Raw genomic sequence first — 25,207 nt, 5'->3', positions numbered from 1 at the left:
GAACCAACAGTGAAGCCAGGGTGTGGTTCGCGGCCGCGCGTAGGATGGATCGACGACAGGCCTTTGTCCTCGCGGAAGCGCAGAAGCGGCAAGCGTAGTGGCTCGCTGGCAAACCGCTAGGTCGAACCCAAAGGGCTGACGACATCTGCTGGGAATGCGCGTTCCACCAGGGTCGCCAGGTCGCCGTCGTGCCGAAAGCCGAGTTCGTCCGCGATGCGCGTATCAAGAGGGGGCTGGCGAGCGAACTGGGCCTGTATGGCAGGATCGGGCTCGTATCGTATCTGCGACGGACTATCGGGAAGTCGGGCCTTGATGGCCGCCACCAGCGCTCCGATCATCACCCTCTGGGCCGGCAGATTGAACGCCCTGCGCTCGCCAAGGCGCTGATTGGGCAATATCGCCGCGTGGATGAGGGCATCGACACAGGCCTGGATCGAGATCAGCCACGAGGTCCCGTCGGCCGAAACAGGCATGCCGAAATCCTCACCGGCTGCCACCGCAAAGAAGACCTGGTTGAGGAAGGCTGACTTCAGCCGGGCATCCGCGCCCGGACGGGCCACGATACCGGGCAGACGCAAGGCGACGCCGTCGATCCAGCCCCGCGCCGTGAATTGCTGAAGCGCGACTTCGCAGATCAGCTTCTGGGCACCGTAAACCATGACAGGATCGGTCGGCGTGTCGTCATCGATACGGTCATGCTGTCGTGGTCCATAAACGGCGATCGAACTGGCGAAGACGACGCGAGGGTTTGTCGACAGATCTCGCAGCCTCTCGAACAGGGACAGTGTCGCATCGATATTGACGCGGCGCGCCAGAGCATAGTTCGCTTCAGCCGCACCCCCCAGGACGCCGGCCAGGTGAAAGAAGACGTCCACCCGCCCACTGATCAACGCTTGCTGGATATCTGGGTCACAAAGGTCGCCCTGGACCACGCGAACCCTCGGATCGTTCGAGGTATCCATCAGATCGCGGTCGTTGAGCGAGAACTCGGCGTGGGCATAGAGCGGGCTGTTCAGCAGGGCCCGAACGAGAGACGACCCCACATAGCCGCCGGCACCCGTCACTACGACCCGCAATGGCTGGCGGCTCACGGATGGATTTCGGGCAGGACCCGGCCGCCGACTTCCACCGGAAGGGCCTCGATCAGGACGAACACGATCCGGCAGACGGTGTCAGCCGATGGGTTACGCCAGAGGTGGTTGGTGCCACGCTGTACGACGATGTCGCCGGCGGACAGCGCGACCAGGTCTCCGCTGTCGAGTTCCAGCTCGAGTTCGCCCGACAAAATAATCCCGTAGTCGATCGAATAGCTGCGATGGAGTGGGGATGACTTGCCAGGCAACATGTCGACGACCCGGATCACCGACCCGCCGTTCAGCGTGAGGCCCGCCGGGATGGGCCCGTCGCTCCCGTCGTTGAGGTCGGCCGGCACCGCCGGTGTGGTCCAGATGAGCTGGAAGTCGGCGTCACCACTCGGGATCGGAGCAGGCGTCAGCTGTTCGTCGCTACGGATGACCGACAGGCCCTCCGGATCATGCGTCGTCACGATACGCCTGACTGGCAGGGCCGACATCAGCTGGCGCCGACCGAAAGGCCTTCACCGCGCACTGCGGTGAAGGCCATCGGTCTAAAGAGACCGCCGCCTATAATGCGGAAACACATCGACTTCACAATTCTTTCCCCACCCATGACCCTTCTTCGGTGGGCCTGGGACGGGAGGCTAGTCTGCGAAATAGATCTGTAAATGTGATTGTTTGGATCAATCACAATCCGTCGCGCAGATGCTGAAGACCAACCGCCGCAGCCTCAGGTCTCACAGGGGAAGACCGACGTAGTTCTCGGCAATGGCTGTCCTGGCCGAGCGGGAACCGGCGATATAGTCCAGCTCCGCCTGCTGCATCCGACGGTCGAAGGCATCCGTTCCCGGGAACCGGTGCATCAGGGTCGTCAGCTGCCAGCTGAACCGCTCGGATTTCCAGACGCGGGCCAGGGCCTTTTCCGAATAGCCCGCGACGCCGTCCTCTTCACCGGATTTGAAGAACCGGATCAGGGCGTCGGACAGATAGGCGACGTCGGAGGCGGCCAGGTTCAACCCCTTGGCCCCGGTCGGCGGGACGATGTGAGCGGAATCCCCGGCCAGGAACAGCGAGCCGTGCCGCATCGGCTCGAAGACGAAGGATCTCAGCGGCGCGATCGACTTCTCGATCGCCGGACCCCGTGTCATCCGGGCCGCCGCTTCCGGACCCAAGCGCACGGCCAGTTCGTCCCACAACCGGTCATCGGGCCAGAGCGCGATGTCCTCATCCACCGGCACCTGAATGTAGTACCGGCTGCGCGTCTCTGATCGCATGGACGCCAGGGCGAAGCCGTTCGGATGATTGGCGTAGATCAGTTCATGGTGACACGGCGGCACATCGGCCAGGATGCCCAGCCAGCCGAACGGATAGACCTTCTCAAAGACCCGCCCGACACTGTCGGGGATGGCCTTGCGTGACGGTCCGTGGAACCCGTCGCAGCCGCAGATGAAGCGCGCGTCGAGCCGGTGCTCCACCCCGTCCCTGGAATAGGTCAGCCAGGGCGCGTCGCTCTCGACATCGTTGAGGGCCACATCGCCCGCCTCGTAGATGATCTGCAGGCCCCGTGCATCGGCAGCGTCCATCAGGTCGCGCGTGACCTCGGTCTGGCCATAGACGGTGACGGTCTTGCCCGTCAGTTCACCGACATTGATGTGGATCAGCTTCTCGCCGTCGGCCAGATAGAAGCCGTCGTGCGGCAGGCCTTCGGCCTTCAGCCTTTCGTCGATGCCCAGCTTATGGAGCAGGTCGGTCAGTGTCGCCTCCAGCACCCCGGCCCGGATACGGCCCAGCACATAGTCGGCACTGGCGCGCTCGACGACGACGACCTCGATTCCTTCAAGGCGCAACAGATGGCCGAGCAGCAAGCCGGCGGGGCCACCGCCGACGATGGCGACCTGGGTGCGTGTCCTGGTCATGACACGCCGACCGGCGCAGGCTTGAAGAGCAGGCCCTCGGCGGACAGCAGCGCCTCGGCCTCGGCTTCTCTGGCCAGCGCGCGCTGTACTGCGGGACGGGCTTCGTTTGCGCGGGCGTGGGCGACAAAGCGGGGATAGGGCGCGACATCGAATCCTGCACCTGCGACCCGCCAGAACACCCAGTAGAGATAGGCGTCCATGGCACTCCACTGATCGCCGTACCACCATGGGCCCTGGTCCAGCCGAGCCTCGATCAGGTCGAAATACTCGGTCATCGCCTTGCTGCCGACGGACTTCACCCGGGCTGCCTGTTCGTCACCGGCGAACATCATCGGCATCCGGATCCGGGTCACCAACGGATGCAGCGTGGCCGAGCAGAAGCAGAGGTCTGCGACCTGACGGGCCGCGGCCATCGCAGTGTCTGTAGCGGGTAGCAGCGCCGCTGCGGGAAACCGTGCATTGAGGTAGCTCGCGATGGCCACATTCTCGGTCAGGGCTTCACCATCAACGAGCAGTGCCGGAACCTTGCCCTTGGGATTGAACGCCTTGTAGGCGGCGGACTTGTGCTCCCCGGCCATGAACCGAACAACCTGGGTCTGGAACGGAAGGCCGATTTCCTCGAGCAGGATTGTCGGAACACGGGAACAGCTTCCGGGCGCGATGAACAGGATGATCTCGGTCATCCCTGAAGCTGCTTTTCGAGCTGGTCGAGGATGCGGTAACAGGGCAGCACCTGGGCCACCGAACTGTTGGGCTCACGGCCTTCGCGGATGGCGGCGATGAACTCGCGATCCTGCAGCTCGATGCCGTTCATCGACACATCGACCTTCGACACATCGACCTGTTCCTCCTTGCCGGTGAACAGGTCGTCATAGCGGGCGATCCAGGTGCCGTTGTCGCCGATGTAGCGGAAGAAGGTCCCCAGCGGCCCGTCGTTGTTGAACGACAGCGACAGGGTGCAGATCGCGCCCGACTCGCTCTTGAGCTGGATCGACATGTCCATGGCGATGCCGAGCTCGGGATGCAGCGGCCCCTCGATGGCATTGGCCTTGACGATCGGGCCGCATTGATAGGCAAACAGGTCCACCGTGTGGGCCGCGTGGTGCCACAGCAGGTGGTCGGTCCAGCTGCGTGGCTGACCCTTGGCGTTCATGTTCTTGCGGCGGAAGAAGTAGGTCTGGACGTCCATCTGGGAGATGGCCAGTTCTCCGGCGACCACCTTCTTGTGGATCAGCTGGTGGCTCGGATTGAACCGCCGGGTATGGCCGACCATGCAGATCAGACCCGTCTCGCGCTGCTTGTCGTTGACGGCCTCGGCGTCGGCCAGGCTATCGGCCAGGGGAATCTCGACCTGGACGTGCTTTCCGGCGTCCATACAGGCGATGGCCTGGGCGGCGTGCATCTGGGTCGGGGTACACAGGATGACCGCGTCAACCTCGGGAATCGCCAGGCTTTCGGCCAGGTCCGTCGTGACGTGTTTGATGCCGTATTTGTCCGCGACGGCCTGGGTCGGTTCCAGCGTCCGGCCGATAAGGCTGACGACCTCGACGCCGTCGATCAGTTTCAGGCCGTCGAGGTGTTTTTCGCCGAATGCGCCGGCGCCGGCGAGTGCGATCTTCATGGAAGGTCTCCGAAAGGTCAGGTGACGGGTTCGAGCACGATGTGCCCGACCGCGGTGTTGGACGCGGGCACGTGGTAGTGCCGGTGAAGCTCGCGGACGTCGGCGCCCAGCGCCCCGCGCATGATCAGCCACATGACCATCTCGATGCCTTCGGAGCCGGTCTCTCGCAGATATTCGATATGCGGGATGTGACGCAGGCGCTGGGGATCGGCGGTCAGATCGTCGAGGAAGCGCTGGTCCCATTCCTGGTTGATCAGGCCTGCGCGCGGCCCCTGGAGCTGATGGCTCATGCCGCCCGTGCCCCAGATCTGGACGTTCAGGTCTTCGGGATAGGAGGCAACCGCCCGCGCGATGGCCTCGCCCAGGGCATAGCAACGGTTTCCCGTAGGAGGCGGATAGGTAACGACATTCACCGCCAGCGGCACGACCTTGCACGGCCAGGCCTCTGGCTGGTTGAACATCAGACTCAGCGGCACGGTCAGGCCGTGGTCCACGTCCATCTTGTTGACGATAGTCATGTCGAACTCGTCGAGGATGCACGACTGGGCGATGTGCCAGGCCAGATCCGCATCGCCGATGACGTCGGGCACCGGACGCGCCCCCCACCCCTCGTCGGCCGACGCGTAGCGTTCGGCGCATCCGATCGCGAAGGTCGGGATGAAGTTCATGTCGAAGGCCGTCGCGTGGTCGTTGTAGACCAGGATCACGACGTCGGGCTTCTGGGCCTTCTCCCAGGCCCGTGTCCATTCATAGCCGGCGAACACGGGCGCCCAATATGGCTCGCCCGTCCTGCCGTGATCGATGGTCGCGCCCAGGGCCGGCACATGGCTGGTAGCGACGCCGGCTGTGATGCGAGCCATCAGTAGAAATCCTTCTTGGAACGAAGACCCACGGGCGAGCGACCGCCGGCGATCATCATCGCCTGGTAGTCAGGCTGGCTCATGCCGGTCATGGTTCCGACGGCCTGAAGAAAGCTGATCTCGTCGGTGAAAAAGACCTTGGCGAGGAAGTAGATATTGCCGCCCTCGTCGAGTGCAGCATTGTAGTCGCGAGCCAGCACCGCAGCCTTCTGCGCCTCGGTCATCGGCCATTCGTCGAGATAAGACCGCTCGTCCGCCTTGAACCGCTCACGATTCTTGGCCTGCATCAGGGTCATGCAGAACTGGTTCAGCCAGTAGCCCTTGCGGGCGCGGGCTGCGGTGAACACCCGGGTGCCGGGGATGTCCTCCAGCTCTTCCAGATACTCGTGGATATCCTGCGTTTCCGCGGTCATCGCCCCTGCCCTTTCAGGATCGCGTCGAGGCGCGGGAACACGCGGCGCGCATTGCCCTCGAAGATCGCGTGGCGCTGGTCTTCCGACACGTCGAGCGCGTCGACATAGCGTTTGGTGTCGTCGAAATACTGGCCTGTCTCGGGGTCGATGCCGCGCACCGCCCCGACCATTTCCGAGCCGAACAGGATGTTCTTGGTCTCGATCACCCTGGCCAGCAGATCGACGCCCGGCTGGTGATAGACACAGGTGTCGAAGAAGACGTTGTTCATCAGGTGCGACGCCAGGGCCGGCTTCTTGAGCATGTCGGCCAGTCCCCGATACCGGCCCCAGTGGTAAGGCACGGCCCCTCCCCCATGCGGGATGATCAGCCGCAGCGTCGGGAAGTCCTTGAACAGATCGCCTTCGATCAGCTGCATGAAGGCGATGGTGTCGGCAGCGATGTAATAGGCACCGGTGGCATGCAGGGCGTGGTTGCAGCTGCCGGAGACGTGGATCATGGCCGGCACGTCCAGCGCGACCATCGTCTCGTAGAAGGGATACCAGTAGCGATCGGTCAGGGGCGGATGCTCGAAATGACCGCCGCCCGGATCGGGGTTCAGATTGCAGCCGATGAAGCCCAGATCGTTGACGCACCGCTCAAGCTCGGCGATCGACCCGGCCAGATCGGCCTTGGGCGATTGGGGCAACATACAGACGCCGACGAAGGTCTCGGGATACAGGCCCACCACCCGCGCGATCAGGTCGTTGCAGCGTCTGGCCCATTCCAGACTGACCGCCTCGTCGCCCACATGAGGGGCCATGGTCGATGCCCGGGGTGAAAAGATCGTCAGGTCGGCGCCCCGTTCGCGCAGCAGCTTCAGTTGGTTCTTTTCGATCGTGTCGCGGATGTCGTCATCGGAGATGTCGGGATAGGCGGGCGCGGGCTTCCCAGCCTTGAAGGCCGCCACTTGGGCCTCGCGCCAAGCCGTGTGAGCCTCGGGCGCCGTCGTATAGTGGCCGTGGCAATCAATGATCAGGGTCATGCGGCTTTCGCCCTTCTGTTCAGAACCGAGGCGATCTTGGCGGGCAGGCCGACGGGCGGGACTTTCAGGCCCAGCGATCCGACGGCAGCCTGACGCACCACCGTGCCCCGGCTCATGTCCGACCCGACGCCGAGATCGTCGAGCGTGCGGACCACCTCCTCCATCTCGGCCGACCGACGCAGGCCGTGGACCATCATCCGGTCCAGGTTGTAGTCGGCGCGCGGGCCCCAGTCGGCACCCGGCCAGCTGGCATCCAGCGACGCCACGACTTCGTCGAGCACGCCAGCCTCGCTCGCGGCCAGCACGCACTCGGCACTCAGGGCCTCGATCCCCTTGATCATCACCGAGCGGATCATCTTGATCGAGGACGCCCGGCCGACCTCGCGCCCCACGACGCGGATGTTCGTGAACCCCAGCCGGGCAAGGGCCCCGGCCGCGTCCTCGGCCTTCGCACCGCTCAGCAACAGGGGTGCAGCCATGGTGGCGGGCTGGACCGGCGACATCACGGCGACATCGACATAATGGCCACCCGCAGCCTCGATGGCCCGGGCCCCGGCACGCTTGGTCTCGGGGGCGACACTGTTGAGGTCGCAGTACAGGGCACCGGGCGCGATCGACCTGGCGGCCTCGGTCGCGACAGCCAGAGCCTGATCGGCGGTGACCAGCGACAGGATGACCTCGGCACCGTCCACGGCGTCGGCTGCCGTATAGCTTCCGACGACGCCCGCGACCTGATAGTCGGTCCATTTCTTATCGCGTGTTGCCGCGTCGTCGGTCAGGCGATCGTAGGCCCGCGCACGCCCCCCCCAGCCGCCCGCCGAGGCGAACGTCTGCCCCGCCTCGCCGAAGCCGATCACGGCTATGCCATCAAGGTTCAGAACCATGCGACGGGGATAGGCAGGTCCGCCTCAACCGGCCAATCGGATTGTCCGCCGCCCTATGAGAAAATGCGAACTATGGGTTCGCAGTAATAAGCCGTGCCTTCTCGCTCAGCACATCGAGAAACCGGCGCTGAAGCGCGGTGGGCCGCCAATCCGCACGTGACGTGACGCCGATCGTTCGGCTGACATCGCCGGGGGCGTCGGCGACCTTTACCAACCATCCTGCATCCAGCTCGACGGCCACCTGATCCGGTGACAGCAGGGTCAGGAAATCGCTCTGCAACAGCATCTGGCGTATCATGATCACCGACCCGCACTCGATCGGCACGCGCGGGGCGACCGCGCCCGCCGCCTCGAACATGGCCTGCCACTGGGACCGCAACGGCGTCCCGGGCGCGGGCGTGATCCACGGATAGGCAAGCATCTTCTTCGACGTCATCGGCTCCGCCGCCCCTGCGAGCGGATGGCCGGCCCGCGCCAGGATGACGGGCCGATCCTCGAACAGCGGAGTCTGCACGAGGCCCTCGTCCGTGATGCTGGAGCGAAGCGCGCCGACCATCATGTCGATCTCACCGTCTCTCAGCGGCCCGATCAGTTCGGCATGAGACCCCTCGATGATCCCGACGCTGACCTCGCCATGCAAGGCGTGAAAAGCCGCCACGGCCGCAGGCAGCAGGCGGGCGCGCGACAGGGGCATGGCACCGACGGTGATCCGGCCGACCTCGCGGCCCTCGAGTTGCGCCAACTCCGACATCGCCGAGCGCAGTTCAGCCTCGCCCAGCCTGAACCGTCGCGCGACCCCCGCACCCCGCGCCGTCAGCGCGACCCCCTTGCCCCGCCTCTCGACCAGGATATGGCCGATCGCCAGCGAGAGGTCGCCGACCGCGCGGTGCAGGGACGGCTCGCTGAGCCCGGTCTCGGCGGCGGCACCGGAATAGCTCCCGCGCCGCGCCAGGGCCAGGAAAGCGCTGATCTGCGCCGCCGTCGCGTGGCGGCTGTCCATCAGCCTGATCGCCGCCGTGACGCGGGGGGCCAGCAGGTTCGCGGCAGTCGTCGGCGTCATCCCGCCGGGCCGTCTCTCGAACAGAGGCAGGCCGATCTGGCGTTCCAGCTTGGCGATCCCCTGGGTGATCGCGGGCTGGGTCAGGTTCACGACGCGAGCGGCCGCGCTGATGCTTCCGGTCTCCACGACGGCGGCGACGGCGCGCAGATGGCGGATATTGAGAGCGAACGGTTCCATGATGTAGACTTAGCACAGGCTAATATGGACACCAGCTTTCCCATTGGCGCTGAACACCGCGCGCTCGCATCACCTTCGGGGCTGAACCCAAAGGACCCGTCATGGCAGGCATCGTCGTCCAGAACATCGACCGCGTCGATCTCGCGACCCTCGACGGCCTCGCCGCCTGCGGTGTGGCCACGGTCCACGAGGCGCAGGGCCGCACCGGACTGCTGGCCCCGCACATGCGGCCGATCTACGTCGGAGCCCGGATCGCCGGATCGGCGGTGACCATCTCGGCCCCTCCGGGCGACAACTGGATGATCCACGTCGCCATCGAACAGCTTCGTGAAGGCGACGTCCTGGTGCTCGCGCCCACCAGCCCCTGCACCGACGGCTATTTCGGCGACCTGCTGGCCACCTCGGCCCAGGCGCGCGGTTGCCGTGGCCTGATCATCGACGCCGGGGTGCGCGACGTGCGCGATCTGACCCAGATGAATTTTCCGGTCTGGTCGAAGGCGGTCCACGCCCAGGGCACGATCAAGGGCACCCTGGGTTCGGTCAATGTGCCGATCGTGTGCGCCAATGCCGTGGTGAACCCCGGAGACGTGGTCATCGCCGACGACGACGGCGTCTGCGTCGTGCCGCGCGCTGATGCGGCCGAGGTGCTGAAAAAAGCCCAGGCCCGGGAGGCGCTTGAAGAGTCCAAGCGCCAGCGCCTGGCGGCGGGCGAACTCGGCCTCGACATCTATGACATGCGCGGCAAGCTGGCTGAGATGGGCCTGAAGTATGTCTGACTCCGCTCGCGTGATGTGGATGCGGGGTGGCACGTCCAAGGGTGGCTATTTTCTGAAGGAAGACCTCCCCGCTGACATCACTGAACGCGATGCCTTCCTGCTGCGGGTCATGGGCTCGCCCGATCCGCGCCAGATCGACGGCATGGGCGGTGCCGATCCGCTGACCTCCAAGGTTGCCGTGGTCTCGAGGTCGGACCGCGACGGCGTCGATGTCGACTACCTGTTCCTGCAGGTCTTCGTGGACAAGGCGATCGTCACGGACCAGCAGAACTGCGGCAACATCCTCGCCGGGATCGGGCCCTTCGCGATCGAGCGCGGCCTGGTCGCCGCGACCGGCGACGAAACCCCCGTCACTATCTTCATGGTCAACACCGGCCAGATCGCCGTCGCCTCGGTCCAGACACCGGGCGGCGTCGTGACCTACAATGGAGACGCACGGATCGACGGCGTGCCCGGCACCGCCGCGCCCGTGCCGCTGGAGTTTCGCGATACGGCGGGATCGAGCTGCGGTGCCCTGCTGCCCACCGGCAACGCCGTAGACGACGTCAACGGCGTCCGCGTCACCCTGATCGACAACGGCATGCCCTGCGTCGTCTTCAAGGCAGAGGACGTCGGCGTCACCGGCTATGAGACCCGCGAAGACCTCGACGCCGACGAGACCCTGAAGGCCAGGATCGAGGCCATCCGGCTGATCGTCGGACCGATGATGAATCTGGGCGACGTGGCCGACAATTCGGTGCCCAAGATGATGCTGGTCGCCCCGCCCCGGAACGGCGGCGCGGTCACGGTTCGCAGCTTCATCCCCAAACGCGCCCACGCCTCGATCGGGGTTCTGGGTGCCGTCAGCGTGGCCACCGCCTGCCTGATCGAGGGGTCGCCCGCCGCCGAGGTCGCCGTCATTCCGGACGGCCGCAAGAAGACCCTGTCGGTCGAGCATCCGACCGGCGAGACCACCTGTGTCATGGAACTGGACGAGGCCGGCGCTGTCGTCACCTCGGCCATGCTTCGCACTGCCCGCAAATTGATGGATGGGATCGTGTTCGGATGACTGACCAAACTTCAGCCCGCATCGTCAGCTGGCACGCCGACCTGTCAAAACCGAAGTACACCCCGCCCCCCGGTGCCGTTGACGCCCACTGCCACGTCTTCGGGCCAATGGCCGACTTCCCGTTCAGCGCCAAGGCCAAATACCTGCCCGAGGACGCAGGTCCGGAGATGCTGTTCGCCCTGCGAGACCACCTCGGCTTTTCCCGCAACGTCATCGTCCAGGCCAGTTGCCACGGCACGGATAACGCAGCGACCCTGAACGCCATCGCGCAGTCGAATGGACGGGCGCGCGGCGTCGCCGTCGTCGATCCGGCCATTACGACGGCTGAGCTCAAGGCCCTGCACGAGGGCGGCATCCGCGGCGTCCGTTTCAACTTCCTGAAGCGGCTCGTGGACGATGCGCCCAAGGACCGGTTCATCGAGGTCGCCAAGCGGATCCAGGATCTGGACTGGCACGTCGTCATCTATTTCGAGGCCGACATCCTCGACGAGATGCTGCCCTTTCTGGACGCCATCCCTACGCCCATCGTGATCGATCACATGGGGAGGCCATCGATGTCCCAGGGACCGGACGGATCCGAGATCACCGCGTTCAAGGCCCTGCTCGACAGCCGGGACGACATCTGGACCAAGGTCACCTGCCCCGACCGGCTGTCGGCAAAGGCCGACCCGTGGGACGATTTCGTCGAAGTCGTTCGGCCCATCGTCGAGCGCTATCCCGACCGCGTTCTGTGGGGCACGGACTGGCCGCATCCGAACATGCAGGACAACATCCCCGACGACGGCCATCTGGTCGATGTCATCCCCCGCATCGCCGTCACGGCCGAACTGCAACACCGGTTGCTGGTCGCCAATCCGATGCGCCTCTACTGGCCAGAACAGCCGGTGAGCCACTAGCCGATCGGGTCATCATAAACATGGTTGCACCTTGAACGAGTCAACGCTAAACGTTATGTGATATAACTATAAAAGCGCACGATCCTCAGGTGGACCATGACCGATATCGCCGCGACCTTCACACGCCTCAATCCCATGACGGGCGAACCGGCGACGACATCACACGCCGCGACCGTCGCCGACGCCAACGCCGCCTGTGACGCGGCCGCGGCAGCCCTGCCCGGTTGGTCGAACCTGGGTCCGAATGCCCGACGCGCATTGCTGAACAAGGCGGCGGACTGTCTGGCCGCCAAGGGCGATGCGTTCGTGACCGCGATGCAGACCGAGATCGGCGCGACCGAGGGCTGGGCGCGGTTCAACCTGATGCTGGCCGTCGGGATCGTCCGGGAAGCCGCCGCCCTCACGACGCAGATCGGCGGCGAGGTCATTCCGTCCGACAAGCCGGGCTGTATCGCCATGGCGGTGCGTGAACCCGCCGGCGTCGTCCTGGGGATCGCGCCCTGGAACGCCCCGATCATCCTCGGTGTCCGCGCCATCGCGGTGCCGCTGGCCTGTGGCAACACCGTGATCCTGAAGGCGTCGGAGACCTGTCCCCGGACCCACGGCCTGATCATCGAGGCCTTTGCCGAGGCGGGCCTGCCGGACGGTGTGGTCAACGTCGTCACCAATGCCCCGAAGGACGCCGGCGAGATTGTCGGAGCCCTTATCGATCACCCGGCCGTACGTCGGATCAACTTCACCGGCTCGACGGCCGTGGGCAAGATTGTGGCCAAGCGCGCCGCAGAACATCTCAAGCCCGTCCTGCTGGAACTCGGCGGCAAGGCCCCGTTCGTCGTGCTGGACGACGCCGATCTGGATGAGGCCGTGAAGGCCGCCGCCTTCGGCGCCTTCATGAACCAGGGTCAGATCTGCATGTCGACCGAGCGGATCATTGTCGTAGACGCCGTCGCCGATGCCTTCGTCGAGAAGTTCCGGGCCAAGGTCGCGACCATGGCTGTGGGCGATCCGCGCGAGGGCAAGACCCCGCTGGGGGCCGTGGTCGATCTGAAGACGGTACAGCACGTCGAAGGACTGATCACCGACGCGGTCGCCGCAGGTGCGCGCACTGTCACCGGAGGCCCGTCGAAAGGCGTGCTGATGCCGGCGACCGTCGTTGACGGCGTGACCCCGGCCATGCGGCTGTTCAGCGAGGAAAGCTTCGGTCCGGTCGTCGCCGTGACCCGTGCCCGCGACGAGGATCATGCCGTCGAACTGGCCAACGACACCGAATACGGCCTGTCGGCGGCGGTGTTTACCCGCGACATCGCCCGCGGCCTGAAGGTCGCGAGACAGATCAAGTCGGGCATCTGTCACGTCAACGGCCCGACCGTCCACGACGAGGCCCAGATGCCGTTTGGCGGGACCAAGGGCTCGGGCTACGGCCGGTTCGGCGGCAAGGCCGGAATCGACGCCTTCACCGAGCTGCGCTGGATCACGATCGAGACCCAGCCGGGTCACTATCCCATCTGACCGACCGCCCGCCCCGACTTCCAGACATTTGACGCCGTACCGGCGCCCATCGGATTGAGATCATGACTGTCGCCACTGACGACCCCAACGCCGCCACCTACACGATCCAGGACGGCATCGCCTGGGTCCGCTTCAATCGGCCCGACAAACGTAACTGCATGTCGCCGAACCTCAACCGTCGCATGGGCGAAATACTGGACGAACTGGAGTACCGCGACGATTTCGGCGTGCTGGTCCTGACCGGCGAAGGATCGGCCTGGTCCGCCGGCATGGATCTGAAGGAGTATTTCCGCGAGACCGAGGCCAGGGGGCTGGGTGCGACGCGCCAGGCCCAGCGCGAGGCCTATGGCTGGTGGCGGCGGCTGCGCTGGTACAACAAGCCGACCATCGCCATGGTCAACGGGTGGTGCTTCGGCGGTGGTTATGGCCCCCTGTTCGCCTGCGATCTCGCTATCGCGGCGGACGAGGCCCAGTTCGCCCTGTCGGAGATCAACTGGGGCATCCTGCCGGGCGGCGGAGCGACCAAGGTCGTGGTCGATCTGATCCCCATGCGCGACGCCATGTATCACGCTCTGACCGGGGAACTGATCGATGGTCAGAAGGCGGCGGAATGGCGTCTGGTCAACGAGAGCGTGCCGCTCGCGTCGCTCGAGGCCCGCGTTCGCGAGCTTGCCGGCATTCTGCTGAAGAAGAACCCGGTGGCGCTCAAGGCGACGAAAGACGCGGTGCGCCGGGTCAAGGAGATGACCTACGACAATGCCGAAGACTATTTGATCCGGGCGCAGGAGGCCGCGAACTCCTACGACAACGACGGTCGCAAGGAAGGCATCAAACAGTTCATCGACGACAAGACCTACAAGCCCGGGCTCGGCACCTACGACATCAGCAAGCAAACGGCCTGACCGCGTCATGGGGCCGGTGGACGCTATCGCGCTTCACGCGCGGCTAACACCCGGATCGCTCGCCGCACGTGATCTGACGCACGGGCGATCCTGGTCCTATAGCGCGCTCGATGCCGCTGTCAGCCGATGTGCGGGCCTTCTGGCGGAGACCTACGGATGCGGCGCCGGCGACAGGGTCGCTGTCCTGGCGAAAAACCGCGTCGAGCAGATCATCCTGCATCACGCCTGCGCGCGCGCGGGCCTGATCTTTGTGCCCCTGAACTGGCGGCTGAATCCCGGCGAGATCGCTGTCCTCCTGGACGCCATTGAGCCCAAAATTCTGATCGGCGACGCCGAACTGGAGCGCGTGGGGCTGGAAGGGTTGTCGATCGACCTGATCGGCGCGCAGATCGATACAGCGACGCCGATGCCGCCGCGCGCCATCGACCCGGAACAGATCTCGCTGATCCTGTTCACCTCCGGCACCTCAGGGGCCCCCAAGGGGGTGATGCTGAGCGAACGGGCGCTGACCCAGACCGCGATCAATCTGGGCGTCCTGGCGCAGGTCGATCGCAACAGCGTCTTCCTCGTCGACTCCCCGATGTTCCACATCATCGGCATGGTCAGCAGTGTCCGCCCGGTACTGGCTCAGGGCGGCGTCGTACTGGTTTCGGACGGGTTCATTCCCGACCGCACCCTGTCTCGACTGAGCGACCCCAGCTTGAAGGCGACCCACTATTTCTGCGTGCCCCAGATGGCGGACCGTCTGCGGGCCGAGCCGGCCTTCGAGGGCGAGCGCCTGAAGGGCATGACGGCGATCATGACGGGCGGCGCGCCGCATCCCGCCGCCTCGATCAACGCCTGGCTCGCGGCCGGGGTGCCGATCGTCGACGGGTTCGGCATGAGCGAGGCGGGCACAGTGTTCGGCATGTCGACGGACCCCGACATCATCTCGGCCAAGGCCGGATCGGCCGGAGTTCCGACCCCCGGCGTTCTGACGCGCCTGGTCGACAAACAGGGTGCCGATGTCGGGATCGGCGCACCGGGCGAGCTGCTGTTGAAGGGGGCCAACCTGTTCTCGGGCTACTGGCGCAGACCGGCGGAAACCCGGTCGGCCTTCACCCCCGACGGATGGTTTCGCACCGGCGACATCGCAGTCCGGGATCAGGACGGGTTCTTCACCATCGTCGATCGCAAGAAGGACATGTTCATCTCGGGGGGCGAGAACGTCTATCCGGCCGAGATCGAAGCACTGCTGATCGACTTTCCCGGGGTGATCGAGGCTGCGGTGATCGGCGTCCCCGACCCGAAATGGGGCGAGGTCGGACTTTGCGTTCTGGCCTGTAACGACCCGACGGCCAAGGTCATCGACGCGGTACGTGATCACCTGTCCGCACAGCTGGCCCGCTACAAACATCCGACCCATTTCCAGATTGTGGAGGCCCTGCCCCGGACGGGATCCGGCAAGGTGCGCAAGAGCGATCTGCGGGACGGCTGGCCCCAACTCTAGGCCACACCGACGCCACAAAGTGACTTGCTATTCTATATAACTATTATACGGTATCTCAGTTGCGAGCGCCCGATGAACGGGAGCCGGGGAGGACACCATGGATCGATCAACATCGGGAAACCGACGGCGCGGCCGGCTGGCCGGAGCCAGCCTGGCCATTCTGGGCGCGGCCATCGCCTCAGCGATCCCACTGACGGCCTCGGCCCAGGCAGTGGCTCCCCCTGTTCAGGATGAGGCCTCGCAGATCGACGACATCGTCGTCAGTGCTCGACGTCGTGAGGAACGGCTTCAGGATGTTCCGGTCGCGGTGACGGCCCTGTCGGCTGAAGCCCTTGAGGATCGTGGGGTCACCGAGATCTCCGAGGTCGCGAAATTCACGCCCAACATCCGCTTCGACGGCGCAGCGGCTCTGAGCGGGGGGAACTACAACGCCACCGTCTTCATCCGGGGTGTCGGCCAGAACGACTTCGCCACCTTCAGCGATCCGGGCGTCGGCACCTATATCGACGGCGTCTATTTCGCGCGCTCCATCGGCGGGATGCTGGACGCGTTCGACGTCGGCCGGATCGAGGTTCTGCGCGGACCGCAAGGCACGCTGTTCGGCAAGAACACCATCGGCGGTGCCGTGGTCATCACGTCTCAACAGCCCTCCGCTAATCTGGGCGGCCATATCGACGCGACGATCGGGTCCTTCAGCCGCGCCGACCTTCGCGGCCATATCGATGTACCGCTGGCGGACGGAAAGCTGCTGACCCGCTTGTCGGCCGCGACACTGAACCGCGAGGGCTATGCGAGGCGTCTGTCCGACGGTCAGGATCTGGGCGACAAGAACGCCGATGCCGCGCGCCTTCAGGCGCTGTGGACGCCGAATGAAATGCTGAGCGTCAGCTTCAGCGCGGACTACACGCGGGCGCGTGAGCATTCCGCACCAAACACCCTGCTGACGCTGGATCCGAATGCCGTCTTCATCCAGCGGTACAACACCTTCGTCGCTCCCTCGCGCGGCGTGACAGCACCCAATGGCCAGAGGACGCTGAACACATCCTGGATCACCGGCGATCCCTACACGACCTGGGCCAGCGGCCCGAACGTCAACAACCTGGATCTCTGGGGCACGTCGGTCACGGCCGACTGGAACCTCGGTCCGGTCGATCTGAAGAGCATCACGGCCTATCGCGAACTCGAAGCCGTGTTCGCCCGCGACGGCGACAACACGCCCTTCACCTATCGCGAGACCTACAATGCCGATGAACAGAGCCAGTTCAGCCAGGAATTCCAGCTCAGCGGCCTGTCCTTCGCCGATCGGCTGAGCTGGGTCGCCGGCGTCTTCTACTTCCGCGAAGACTCGATCGACGTCGGGCGCGCGGACCTGGCCGTGGGCCTGCAACCGCCGACCGCGACGCTTCCGCCCTTCTCCCCGGCCGTGAACATCCTGACCGAGGTCGAGGCCGTCACCTATGCCGCCTTCGCCCAGGGGACGTTCAGCATCACGGACCAGCTCAGCGTGACGCTGGGCGGTCGCTACAACGTCGATGACAAGACCTACACCCTGGATCACCGGCGCCAGCGCGACGGCTTCATCGTCGCCAACCTGACGCGGTCCAACGACTGGGACTCGTTCACGCCCAAGGTCGGGGTCGAGTTCAAGCCGAATTCGGATGTGCTGGTCTATGGGTCGATCGGCCAGGGCTTCAAGAGCGGCGGCTACAACGCCCGCCCTCTGGCTGGCCCGGACGAGGTCACCATCTACGAGCCCGAGACCATCGTCACCTATGAGCTGGGTGCCAAGACCAGCTGGTTCGACCGCCGCATGACGCTGAACGGCGCCGCCTATTTCAGCAAATACGACGACATCCAGCTGACCGTGAACCAGACGCCGCAAAACTTCGTGGCCAATGCGGCGGCCGGCGAGATCAAGGGCTTCGAACTGGAGTTGATCGGCCGCCCGACCTCCAATCTGGATGTCAATCTGGCAGTGGGTTATCTGAAGACCGAATACACCGAGGTCGGTCAGGGTCTCGGCCCGACCCAGATCCTGCCGATCACCCTGGCCACGCCTTTCCTGAAGGCTCCGGAATGGACGGTCGCGGCTGGTGCCCAATATCGGTTCGATCTGCCACAGGGCGACGACGTCACCGTACGGGCCGACTACGCCTACTACAGCGAGGTCTTCAACGACATCGCCGGTGATCCCCTGCTGGCCCAGGACGCCTACGGGCTGCTCAATATCAGGGCGACCTACACGTCGCCGGACGGCAGCTGGCGGGCTTCGGTGTTTGGGACCAATGTGACCGACGTGGCCTACAAACAGTCGGGGAACGCCTCGGCGGGGTTCGGCCTGCGTGAAGCCTCGTTCGCCCGGCCGGCCGAGTGGGGCCTCTCGCTGGGCAAGAATTTCTGACACGATTTAAGGAAGCCGGGCGATCATCGTCCGGTTTTCAACCGCGCCTGACCTGTTCACGGAGTCGCAATGCCTATCATCGACACGCAGACCCCGCCGGTCCGGATGAGCGGGCCCAGTATGGCGATCATCATCGGTCTGTGTTTCGCCGTCGCCGTGCTGGAAGGTTTCGACATCCAGGCGATGGGCGTCGCCGCGCCGCGAATGGCCCCCGAACTGGGGCTTGGGCCGGACCAGATGGGCATGGTCTTCGCCATCGCCAATGTCGGCCTGGCGATCGGGGCCGCCTTCGGGGGCTGGCTGGCCGACAAGGTGGGCCGCAAGCCCGTCTTCATCGGCTCTGTCGCGGTCTTCGGGGTCTTCACCCTGGCAACCATGGTGGCCGACACCTTTCCGGTCCTGACCGTCGTGCGCTTCCTGACCGGCATAGGCCTCGGCGCAGCCCTGCCCAATATGGTGGCGATCGCGTCCGAGATCAGCCCGCCGGGACGACGCACCCTTATAACGTCCCTGATCTTTTGCGGCATGCCTGTCGGGGGCGCGACCTCAGCCCTCGTCGCAGCCAACCTGCCCGGGGACGTGGACTGGCGAGCCCTGTTCCTGCTGGGGGGGGCGGCACCGCTGATCCTGATCCCGGCCTTCGTGATCCTGCTGAAGGAAACCCGCGCCGTCGTCGATGCGACCAGGGCCAGGCCGCCGTCCCTGGCGACGGTCCTTTTCGGCGGGGGCCGCGCCGCGCCGACCCTGCTCATCTGGCTGGCCTTCTTCCCGACCCTGATGATCCTGTACCTGCTCCTGAACTGGCTGCCGACCCTGGCCGTAGCCAAGGGGCTGTCGGCGTCCCTGGCGTCCCAGACCGCCCTGTATTTCAATCTCGGCAGCGTGGTCGGGTCGATCGTCCTCGCGGCCTGCGCGGATCGTTTCGGATGGCGCTGGCCCCTGACCCTGGCCTTCGCCCTGTTCATCGCCGCCATCGTCGGTATGGCGACCGTGACCACGGCGACCCCGATCCTGATCCTCAGCGCCGTGGCGGGCTTCTGCCTGCTGGGATCACAGTATGCCCTGTACGGCGTGACGGCCGGCTACTACCCGGCCCAGGGGCGTGGCGCCGGCGCAGGCGCGGCCATCAGCGTGGGCAGGCTGGGATCCATCGCCGGCCCCATCCTGGCCGGGGCCATGCTGGGTGCCGGTGCGCCGGTCGCGGACGTCCTGAGGGTCATGATCCCGATCGCCGCTCTCGCCGGTCTCACCGCCTTCGCCCTCAGCTTCATCAAGCCGCGCGGCGACAGCGACCCGGCCTGATCCCGGAAGCGGGGCCTTGGCGCATCAAGACGACGTCTGGTAGGGATCATCGTATTCACGGCCGATGACGCAGTCTCGATAGAAGTCGTTGATCCGATTTGATGTTCAGGAGCGCCCAACTGTGACGTCTCGCGCCACGTCCGCCCGTGCGTCCAGTCGGGACAAGCCTATCGAGATGGCCGGGCTGCCGAACAGCGTGGGCTTTATGCTTCGCCTGGCCCAGGTCGCCGCCTTCCGGAGCCTGATGTCCGCGCTTAAGCCGTTCGATCTGCGCGTCAGCGACTTCTCCATCCTGCTGATCATCGAAGCGAACCCGGGCCTGAAACAGCAGGCCGTGGGCGAGGCCCTGTCGATCAAGAGGGCCAATCTGGTGTCCATGGTCGACGCCCTGGAGAAGCGCGGTCTGATCGTCAGGACCGTGCCGAAGACCGACAAGCGCTCCTACGCCCTCAGTCTCACGGACGCAGGACGTGCCATGATGGTCGACGCCAAGGCCGCCGAACAGGCGCACCAGAGAGAGCTTGCGCTGCTTGTCGGCGAGAACCACGGCCGACTGATCGAGGACCTGAAACGGATCGTCGAACACTCCACGTGAACGGGCCGCACGACCTGGAGCGTCGAGGCTGCGCAGAGCTTTGTGATCTCCGCGAAATTCGTCGTCACGCGCGCCAATGAGCAGACCGTGCGGTGCGCTATTGGCCGCTATTCGACACTTGCACGCGACGACGTCCGGCTCAGCACGTCGATCAGCGGGCCACCGGGGCTTTCTATCCGCGCCGCTTCGATACCGTAGGCGCGGCGCAGAACCTCGGGCCTCAACGCAACGTCAGGAGGCCCGTCAGCCAGGACCTGGCCCTGCGACAGGACAACGACCCGGTCCGAAATCCGGAAAGCCATCGACAGATCGTGCAGGGTGACGACAACGCCGACGCCTTGCGTTGCGAGCCTGCGGAACAGAGCGGCGGCATCGAGCTGATGAGCAGGGTCGAGACCCGTCAGGGGTTCGTCGGCCAGCAGCCATTCCGGTTCTCCGGCAAGCGCGCGTGCCATCAACACCCGTGCCCGCTCGCCGCCCGAAAGGCTGTCGACCAGCCGGTGCTCGAACGCCACCACGTCGGCGGCAGCCATGGCCTTGTCGACGGCAGTGCGATCCACATCCGTCTGGCCCCGCGCGCCGACGAAGGGGGTGCGGCCCAGTTCGACCAGGGTGCGGCACGCGATGGGCCAGGCGATCTCAGGTGTCTGGGGCAGGTAGGACAGACGACGTGCGCGATGACGGGGCTTCATCCCGGCCAGGTCAGCGGCGTCCAGAGTGACCCGACCGGCGTCCGGCCGGCGAAGGCCCGCCAGACAGGTCAGCAAGGTCGACTTGCCCGCGCCGTTGGGACCGACGATGGCCGTGACCCCTCCGGCCGACAGGGTCAGGTCGATGCCGGCGAGGATCGATCGCGAGCCGATCGTCACGTTCAGATTTTCGCAGGCCAGGACGCTCATGCGATCGTCCTGCGCAAGCGGAGAAGAAGCACGAGGAAGAACGGCGCACCCAGGACCGCCATGGCGACGCCCAGCTTGACCTCGGCCGCCGCCGGAATGATCCGGACCAGGATGTCGCCGGTCAGCACGATGACGGCACCGCCCAGAAGGCTCGGGCCCAGCAGGGCGCCAGGCCGGGCTCCGACCAGCGGCCTCAACAGGTGCGGCGTGACCAGTCCGACGAAGCCGATGACGCCCGTCACCGCCACGCTCGCCCCCGCCGCCAGACCGACGCCGAGCGCCAGAAACCACCGCGTCCGTGACATCGAGACGCCGAGCGACCGTGCGCCCATCTCGCCCAGGGTGAGGGCATCAAGGGCCCGGCCTGTCGCCAGCAGCAGGCCACATCCGACGGCGATGAACGGCAGAGCCATCGTCACCTCATCGAAACTGCGATCCGCAAGCGATCCCATCAGCCAGTCGACGATCTCGCTGACGGCCCATGGGTTTGGCGCCAGCGACAGGGCCAGCGACAGGCCGGCGCTGGACAGGACGTTCAGGATCGCCCCCGCCAGAATGAAGGTCACCATGCTGGACGCCGCGCCCGACAGCAGCATCAGAAGCCCGACCCCGATCAGGGCCCCACTGATGGCCGCAACCGGCAAGGCCCAGGGCGCGACCGCCGTGACGCCGTAGTAGAGGGTGAGCACGGCCCCCAGCGCCGCCATGCCCGAAACCCCCAGCACCCCCGGATCGGCCAGGGGGTTGCGTGTGTATCCCTGCAAGGCCGCGCCCGACAGACCCAGCGCCGCACCGACCCCGATCCCCAGGATCGTCCGCGGCAGGCGAAGCTCGAAGACGATCGACCACCGGGGGTCGGCACCGAACGACGTCCACGCGCTCCACGGTGCCCAGACCCGGCCGGCCAGCAGGCTGACCATCGACAGGATCACCAACAGGCCAATCAGGCCCGCATAGAGAAGGGGACGGCTGACCGGCTTCATGCGGACCTCGTCTGTGCTGCGTCGCGGGCCCGCGCCAGAGCCGCCGCTGTCTGGATCAGCACCGGCCCGCCACAGAACAGCAGGCGTTCGGGAAAGGTCGCCCGCCTGATCCGCTCGGCGACGGAGGCCAGTGCGGGATGCCTGACCAGCCGTTCGGCCCGGCTAGGGGCACCGGCGGTGGCTTCGCCTGACAGCAGGACATCCGGCGGGTCAGCGATGATCCGTTCCAGCGGCACGCTCATCGACTGTCGCAGACCATAGTCGGTCGCGGCGTTACGGAAGCCCGTTCGGGTCAGCATCTCGTCCATCAGGGTGCCGGGGGCCGATGCGAACCCGCCCGGCATGAAAACCAGGGCCGACAAAGGCTTTGCGCCGGGTGCGGGGGCTGTGGCCTGCAAGGCGGCCTCGATCCGCGCGACGACCGCCTCGCCGCGATCGGGATAGCCGATCAGGGTCGCCACCTCTCGCACCTGTTTCAGACTGTCGGCGACCGTCTCCGGCACAGGAAATACTCCCGCCCGCACGCCGAGCCGTTCGAGCAGATCGACCCTCGCCTGGCCCGGGCCGGACAGCACCAGGTCCGGCGACAGGCTGATGATCTCCTCGATCGTTCCGCGCGTGGACGGCAACTGGCGGGCTTCGCCGGCGATGGTCGAGCTGTAGCGATCGGAGGAATAATGGCTGAGCGCCGCGATCTGGGACCGGTCGGCAATCTCCAGCAGGATGACATCCAGGCACGGATTAACCGACACGATGCGTCGCGGCGGACCGGAAGCCGACCCGACGGGTGTCACCGGATCGGCCGCCCCGCATGCCGATGCGCCGAGCGCCAGCGTCAGCCCGCCCGAGACAGCCGTGCGGCGGTCCAGTGTCTTCGTCAACCGTCCCTCCCCTGCTGCCGGGCCCACACTGGCCGCTCCAGACTGGGATGCAAGCACGGCTCGGCGCGGACGGATCGAACCGTCCGCGCCACCGCCCGTGCTAGAAGCGCGCCCGGACACCCACGAAGGTCCCGCGACCGGCGACGCCATAGGTCCGCGTTGTCTCATAGACTTCGTCCCCGACGTTCTCGATCCGGCCATAGATCTCGACCGTATCATTGACCGGGTAGGACGCCCTCAGATCGACCAGGGTGTAGGCGTCGAGCCGCGCCGAGTTGGACGCATTGTCGAAGCTTTCGCCCGCATATCGCGCCGCCACCGTCGTCGAAAGGCCGATGGGCCAGACATAGGTCGCCGACAGGTTCGCCATATCCTGAGGCCGGCGCGCCAGTTCCCTGCCACGGTTGGCACCGGGCGACTCGTTCGTCGTATCGGTGAGGGTGTAGTTGGCATCCAGTTGCAGCGCGCCGAACGTCCCCTGCGCCGCCAGCTCGACCCCGTTCGCCGTGGCCCGCGCGATGTTGGCGTAATAGCCGAAGCGACGGACCCCGTTGCGGAAGCACAAAGGGTTCGAGGCGAGAGTCTCGGTCCCGGTGCAGGAGGCGAAGTCGATCTGGTTGGTCGTATCCCGATCAAAGTATGTCGCCGAGACGATCACGGCGCCGCCGAACAGATGCTGCTCGACGCCGGTGTCCCAGCCGTCCGCCTCTTCCGGCATCAAACCGGCGTTGCCGAAGTTGCTGTAGAGCTGGAACAGGCTGGGGGCCTTGAAGCCCTGGCCGAAGCTGGCACGCAGCACCGTCGCGCCATCGTTCAGCGCCCAGGCCGCCGCTGCCTGACCCAGGGTCTTGCCGCCGAACGCATCATGCTCGTCGCGGCGCACACCGCCGGTCAGGGTCAGTCCGTCGATCACCTCGGCCTGAACCTGGGCATAAAACCCGTCCAGACCGACCGAGGCCGTCGCCGGGACGGGATTCGGGGTGAAGGATGAAGGCGAGGCGCTGCGGAACTCCGAGTCCTCGTGTTCGGCCCCGAAGGTAGCCACCCAGCCATCGCGGATATCGAGCACGCTCTGGTACTCGTAGCGCCGGTTCTCGCCGCGTGAGTCGAAGGTCAGGGTCGTGTTCGCCTGGGCCGGGTTGAAGCTCTGGCGATCCGTCCGGGTGAAACCGTAGGCGACGCGGTTCTTCAGCCGATCCTCGAACAGGTCGAAGTTGACGCCCGCATAGGCGACCAGATCCTTGGTCATCCCGTATTCATTGGTATCGGCGAACGCGAAGGCCGGGGCCGGGAAGCCGTCGAAATCGACCGTGCCGCTGGAATAGACCGCGCGCAGATCGAGGGACACATCGTCGGTCACCGCGACGTTGACGCGCCCGCTGAGGCCCGTGTTCTCATAGGCGTCGTCCTCGGTCCCACCAGCGAAAGCCGAGAAGCCGTCCGTCTGATAGTGGGAAGCCGCCACGCGCCAGTCGATCCGGTCGGTCGCGCCGCCCAGTCCGCCGCGCAGAGAATGGGTGCCGCGCGAACCGGCCTCGGCGTCCAGCGAGGCCTGGAACGGTTCGGTCGGCCGGGCGGTGACCAGGCTGACCACGCCACCGATCGCCTGAGACCCCCACAGGGTCGACTGGGCCCCGCGCAGGACCTCGATCCGGGCGACGTCGCCGGTCAGCAGGTTGCCGAAATTGTAGCCCGCGCCGGGTGCCGATGGGTCGTTCAGCTTGACGCCGTCCACGACGACCAGGGTCTGGTCGCCCTCGGCACCACGAATGCGCAGGGCCGTCGGCTGGCCGGGCCCACCGTTGCTGGTGACGCTGACGCCGGGCGTCCGGGCCAACAGATCGACGACCGCCACGGCCTGGCTGGCCTCGATCCGGTCGGTGGTCAGGACGGTGACCGACTGGCCGACGCGATCGGCGGCCTGGGCCGAACGGTTGGCCGTGACCACGACGTCGCCCAGCAGGGCTGACGCCTGATCGGTCGTCAGCGCGGCCTGCGCGGAGGCCGTCGTGGCGGTGAGGAGAAGCGCGGCCGTGGCGGCGCTGAGGCGGAGTGCAGTCTTCATTTCGGGTCCAATCCCATGCTCGACAACGAGCCGGCGGAGATCGGTCACGATCGGACACAAGACGCGCCCGGTCGCGACCGCGCTCGCACGCGGCCCAACAGACGTCGTCATTCGGGTAGATCCCGTTCCGCTCGGCACACCACGTCCGCGCGAAGGACGACCACGACGGGCAGGTCTCCTGGCTCACGGGTCAATGCCGGTGCGCACCGCCTTCCCAGACCCGGGGGTCCAGTGGCTGATGGTGCGCGGGCTCGCCGCTTACAGTTGCGTGGGCAGTCCGGGATTTACACCCGAGTTCCCTTTTCATCCTCATCGCTGAGGAACCTGTCGCGGGGCTGCCCTTAGGGCAGGTCGTTCACAGAGGCAACGGGAAAGGTTCTGGCGGAGACGGAGGGATTCGAACCCTCGGTACCCCTTACAGGGTACGACGAT

General features: G+C 65.9%; 23 protein-coding genes and 1 riboswitch. Of the genes, 9 read left to right on the top strand and 14 right to left on the bottom strand.

Going from position 1 to position 25,207, the window contains the following annotated elements; translation table 11 throughout:
* Positions 1 to 116 precede the first annotated feature (116 nt).
* The 10 genes from JHC99_RS05210 to JHC99_RS05165 form a co-directional block, all read right to left on the bottom strand.
* Positions 117 to 1,091 carry an NAD-dependent epimerase/dehydratase family protein gene (locus JHC99_RS05210; RefSeq protein WP_292152400.1) on the bottom strand — a complete coding sequence of 325 codons (975 nt, stop codon included), beginning with the start codon at positions 1,089 to 1,091 and terminating at the stop codon, positions 117 to 119.
* Positions 1,088 to 1,573, bottom strand: a complete 486-nt coding sequence (locus JHC99_RS05205; protein WP_292152399.1) for a cupin domain-containing protein — start codon at positions 1,571 to 1,573, stop codon at positions 1,088 to 1,090. Before JHC99_RS05205 ends, JHC99_RS05210 begins: the two co-directional genes overlap by 4 nt.
* A 240-nt stretch (positions 1,574 to 1,813) precedes the next feature.
* Positions 1,814 to 2,992 (bottom strand): 4-hydroxybenzoate 3-monooxygenase, encoded by a 1,179-nt coding sequence (gene pobA / locus JHC99_RS05200; protein ID WP_292152398.1) that lies wholly within the window; start codon positions 2,990 to 2,992, stop codon positions 1,814 to 1,816.
* Positions 2,989 to 3,675: a glutathione S-transferase family protein gene (locus tag JHC99_RS05195; protein WP_292152397.1), complete on the bottom strand. Its 687-nt coding sequence runs from the start codon at positions 3,673 to 3,675 to the stop codon at positions 2,989 to 2,991. The genes pobA and JHC99_RS05195 overlap by 4 nt, the downstream gene beginning before the upstream one ends.
* Positions 3,672 to 4,613 (bottom strand): Gfo/Idh/MocA family oxidoreductase, encoded by a 942-nt coding sequence (locus tag JHC99_RS05190; RefSeq protein ID WP_292152396.1) that lies wholly within the window; start codon positions 4,611 to 4,613, stop codon positions 3,672 to 3,674. The genes JHC99_RS05195 and JHC99_RS05190 overlap by 4 nt, the downstream gene beginning before the upstream one ends.
* Positions 4,614 to 4,630: 17 nt before the next feature.
* The gene (locus tag JHC99_RS05185; RefSeq protein ID WP_292152395.1) at positions 4,631 to 5,473 is read right to left on the bottom strand and encodes a class III extradiol dioxygenase subunit beta; all 843 of its coding nucleotides are present in this window, start codon (positions 5,471 to 5,473) and stop codon (positions 4,631 to 4,633) included.
* Complete coding sequence (gene ligA / locus JHC99_RS05180; protein WP_292152394.1) at positions 5,473 to 5,886, bottom strand: protocatechuate 4,5-dioxygenase subunit alpha; 414 nt, start codon at positions 5,884 to 5,886, stop codon at positions 5,473 to 5,475. The genes JHC99_RS05185 and ligA overlap by 1 nt, the downstream gene beginning before the upstream one ends.
* On the bottom strand, positions 5,883 to 6,908 hold the full coding sequence (locus tag JHC99_RS05175) for an amidohydrolase family protein (RefSeq protein WP_292152393.1): 1,026 nt from the start codon (positions 6,906 to 6,908) through the stop codon (positions 5,883 to 5,885). Before JHC99_RS05175 ends, ligA begins: the two co-directional genes overlap by 4 nt.
* Positions 6,905 to 7,792, bottom strand: coding sequence for an NAD(P)-dependent oxidoreductase (locus JHC99_RS05170; protein WP_292152392.1), 888 nt, complete (start codon positions 7,790 to 7,792; stop codon positions 6,905 to 6,907). The genes JHC99_RS05175 and JHC99_RS05170 overlap by 4 nt, the downstream gene beginning before the upstream one ends.
* 70 nt (positions 7,793 to 7,862) lie before the next feature.
* Complete coding sequence (locus tag JHC99_RS05165; protein ID WP_292152391.1) at positions 7,863 to 9,029, bottom strand: LysR family transcriptional regulator; 1,167 nt, start codon at positions 9,027 to 9,029, stop codon at positions 7,863 to 7,865.
* A gap of 101 nt (positions 9,030 to 9,130) precedes the next feature.
* Between JHC99_RS05165 and ligK the strand changes: the two genes are divergently transcribed.
* The 9 genes from ligK (at position 9,131) to JHC99_RS05120 (ending at position 19,947) form a co-directional block, all read left to right on the top strand.
* Positions 9,131 to 9,805, top strand: coding sequence for a 4-carboxy-4-hydroxy-2-oxoadipate aldolase/oxaloacetate decarboxylase (ligK, locus tag JHC99_RS05160; RefSeq protein WP_292152390.1), 675 nt, complete (start codon positions 9,131 to 9,133; stop codon positions 9,803 to 9,805).
* On the top strand, positions 9,798 to 10,853 hold the full coding sequence (locus JHC99_RS05155) for a 4-oxalomesaconate tautomerase (protein ID WP_292152389.1): 1,056 nt from the start codon (positions 9,798 to 9,800) through the stop codon (positions 10,851 to 10,853). Before ligK ends, JHC99_RS05155 begins: the two co-directional genes overlap by 8 nt.
* Positions 10,850 to 11,749, top strand: coding sequence for an amidohydrolase family protein (locus JHC99_RS05150; RefSeq protein WP_292152388.1), 900 nt, complete (start codon positions 10,850 to 10,852; stop codon positions 11,747 to 11,749). The genes JHC99_RS05155 and JHC99_RS05150 overlap by 4 nt, the downstream gene beginning before the upstream one ends.
* 96 nt (positions 11,750 to 11,845) lie before the next feature.
* Positions 11,846 to 13,258 carry an aldehyde dehydrogenase gene (locus tag JHC99_RS05145; RefSeq protein ID WP_292152387.1) on the top strand — a complete coding sequence of 471 codons (1,413 nt, stop codon included), beginning with the start codon at positions 11,846 to 11,848 and terminating at the stop codon, positions 13,256 to 13,258.
* Between the two features lie 62 nt (positions 13,259 to 13,320).
* A complete protein-coding gene (locus JHC99_RS05140) occupies positions 13,321 to 14,160 on the top strand; it encodes a p-hydroxycinnamoyl CoA hydratase/lyase (protein WP_292152386.1) in 840 nt (279 codons plus the stop codon).
* A gap of 7 nt (positions 14,161 to 14,167) precedes the next feature.
* Positions 14,168 to 15,649, top strand: coding sequence for an AMP-binding protein (locus tag JHC99_RS05135; RefSeq protein WP_292152385.1), 1,482 nt, complete (start codon positions 14,168 to 14,170; stop codon positions 15,647 to 15,649).
* Positions 15,650 to 15,746: 97 nt separating this feature from the next.
* Complete coding sequence (locus JHC99_RS05130; protein ID WP_292152384.1) at positions 15,747 to 18,050, top strand: TonB-dependent receptor; 2,304 nt, start codon at positions 15,747 to 15,749, stop codon at positions 18,048 to 18,050.
* 69 nt (positions 18,051 to 18,119) lie between these two features.
* Entirely contained in the window at positions 18,120 to 19,352 is a 1,233-nt protein-coding gene (locus JHC99_RS05125) for an MFS transporter (RefSeq protein ID WP_292152383.1), read from the top strand.
* 121 nt (positions 19,353 to 19,473) lie between these two features.
* Complete coding sequence (locus JHC99_RS05120; RefSeq protein ID WP_292152382.1) at positions 19,474 to 19,947, top strand: MarR family transcriptional regulator; 474 nt, start codon at positions 19,474 to 19,476, stop codon at positions 19,945 to 19,947.
* A 107-nt stretch (positions 19,948 to 20,054) separates the two neighbouring features.
* Here the strand turns inward: JHC99_RS05120 and JHC99_RS05115 are convergent, their stop codons facing one another.
* The 4 genes from JHC99_RS05115 to JHC99_RS05100 all read right to left on the bottom strand — a co-directional run bounded on the left by JHC99_RS05115 (position 20,055) and on the right by JHC99_RS05100 (position 24,775).
* Positions 20,055 to 20,846 (bottom strand): ABC transporter ATP-binding protein, encoded by a 792-nt coding sequence (locus tag JHC99_RS05115; RefSeq protein WP_292152381.1) that lies wholly within the window; start codon positions 20,844 to 20,846, stop codon positions 20,055 to 20,057.
* A complete protein-coding gene (locus JHC99_RS05110) occupies positions 20,843 to 21,829 on the bottom strand; it encodes an iron ABC transporter permease (RefSeq protein ID WP_292152380.1) in 987 nt (328 codons plus the stop codon). The genes JHC99_RS05115 and JHC99_RS05110 overlap by 4 nt, the downstream gene beginning before the upstream one ends.
* A complete protein-coding gene (locus tag JHC99_RS05105; protein ID WP_292152379.1) occupies positions 21,826 to 22,710 on the bottom strand; it encodes an ABC transporter substrate-binding protein in 885 nt (294 codons plus the stop codon). Before JHC99_RS05105 ends, JHC99_RS05110 begins: the two co-directional genes overlap by 4 nt.
* A 100-nt stretch (positions 22,711 to 22,810) precedes the next feature.
* A complete protein-coding gene (locus tag JHC99_RS05100) occupies positions 22,811 to 24,775 on the bottom strand; it encodes a TonB-dependent siderophore receptor (protein ID WP_292152378.1) in 1,965 nt (654 codons plus the stop codon).
* 150 nt (positions 24,776 to 24,925) lie between these two features.
* Positions 24,926 to 25,118: riboswitch (cobalamin riboswitch) on the bottom strand.
* Between the last annotated feature and the right edge of the window lie 89 nt (positions 25,119 to 25,207).

This window comes from Brevundimonas sp. (genome assembly GCF_016463485.1).
Classification (GTDB): domain Bacteria; phylum Pseudomonadota; class Alphaproteobacteria; order Caulobacterales; family Caulobacteraceae; genus Brevundimonas.
Note: the sequence above shows the minus strand (reverse complement) of the source record. Positions and strands in the feature narration are given on the sequence as shown.

What these genes read in the sequence shown, in the direction of transcription:
- JHC99_RS05150 (WP_292152388.1), top strand. Translation starts at nt 10,850, where the DNA reads ATGACTGACCAAACTTCAGCCCGCATCGTCAGCTGGCACGCCGACCTG.
- JHC99_RS05195 (WP_292152397.1), bottom strand. Translation starts at nt 3,675, where the DNA reads ATGACCGAGATCATCCTGTTCATCGCGCCCGGAAGCTGTTCCCGTGTT.
- JHC99_RS05205 (WP_292152399.1), bottom strand. Translation starts at nt 1,573, where the DNA reads ATGTCGGCCCTGCCAGTCAGGCGTATCGTGACGACGCATGATCCGGAG.
- JHC99_RS05145 (WP_292152387.1), top strand. Translation starts at nt 11,846, where the DNA reads ATGACCGATATCGCCGCGACCTTCACACGCCTCAATCCCATGACGGGC.
- ligK (WP_292152390.1), top strand. Translation starts at nt 9,131, where the DNA reads ATGGCAGGCATCGTCGTCCAGAACATCGACCGCGTCGATCTCGCGACC.
- JHC99_RS05130 (WP_292152384.1), top strand. Translation starts at nt 15,747, where the DNA reads ATGGATCGATCAACATCGGGAAACCGACGGCGCGGCCGGCTGGCCGGA.
- JHC99_RS05100 (WP_292152378.1), bottom strand. Translation starts at nt 24,775, where the DNA reads ATGAAGACTGCACTCCGCCTCAGCGCCGCCACGGCCGCGCTTCTCCTC.
- JHC99_RS05125 (WP_292152383.1), top strand. Translation starts at nt 18,120, where the DNA reads ATGCCTATCATCGACACGCAGACCCCGCCGGTCCGGATGAGCGGGCCC.
- pobA (WP_292152398.1), bottom strand. Translation starts at nt 2,992, where the DNA reads ATGACCAGGACACGCACCCAGGTCGCCATCGTCGGCGGTGGCCCCGCC.
- JHC99_RS05110 (WP_292152380.1), bottom strand. Translation starts at nt 21,829, where the DNA reads ATGAAGCCGGTCAGCCGTCCCCTTCTCTATGCGGGCCTGATTGGCCTG.
- JHC99_RS05140 (WP_292152386.1), top strand. Translation starts at nt 13,321, where the DNA reads ATGACTGTCGCCACTGACGACCCCAACGCCGCCACCTACACGATCCAG.
- ligA (WP_292152394.1), bottom strand. Translation starts at nt 5,886, where the DNA reads ATGACCGCGGAAACGCAGGATATCCACGAGTATCTGGAAGAGCTGGAG.
- JHC99_RS05135 (WP_292152385.1), top strand. Translation starts at nt 14,168, where the DNA reads ATGGGGCCGGTGGACGCTATCGCGCTTCACGCGCGGCTAACACCCGGA.
- JHC99_RS05185 (WP_292152395.1), bottom strand. Translation starts at nt 5,473, where the DNA reads ATGGCTCGCATCACAGCCGGCGTCGCTACCAGCCATGTGCCGGCCCTG.
- JHC99_RS05155 (WP_292152389.1), top strand. Translation starts at nt 9,798, where the DNA reads ATGTCTGACTCCGCTCGCGTGATGTGGATGCGGGGTGGCACGTCCAAG.
- JHC99_RS05115 (WP_292152381.1), bottom strand. Translation starts at nt 20,846, where the DNA reads ATGAGCGTCCTGGCCTGCGAAAATCTGAACGTGACGATCGGCTCGCGA.
- JHC99_RS05190 (WP_292152396.1), bottom strand. Translation starts at nt 4,613, where the DNA reads ATGAAGATCGCACTCGCCGGCGCCGGCGCATTCGGCGAAAAACACCTC.
- JHC99_RS05165 (WP_292152391.1), bottom strand. Translation starts at nt 9,029, where the DNA reads ATGGAACCGTTCGCTCTCAATATCCGCCATCTGCGCGCCGTCGCCGCC.
- JHC99_RS05170 (WP_292152392.1), bottom strand. Translation starts at nt 7,792, where the DNA reads ATGGTTCTGAACCTTGATGGCATAGCCGTGATCGGCTTCGGCGAGGCG.
- JHC99_RS05175 (WP_292152393.1), bottom strand. Translation starts at nt 6,908, where the DNA reads ATGACCCTGATCATTGATTGCCACGGCCACTATACGACGGCGCCCGAG.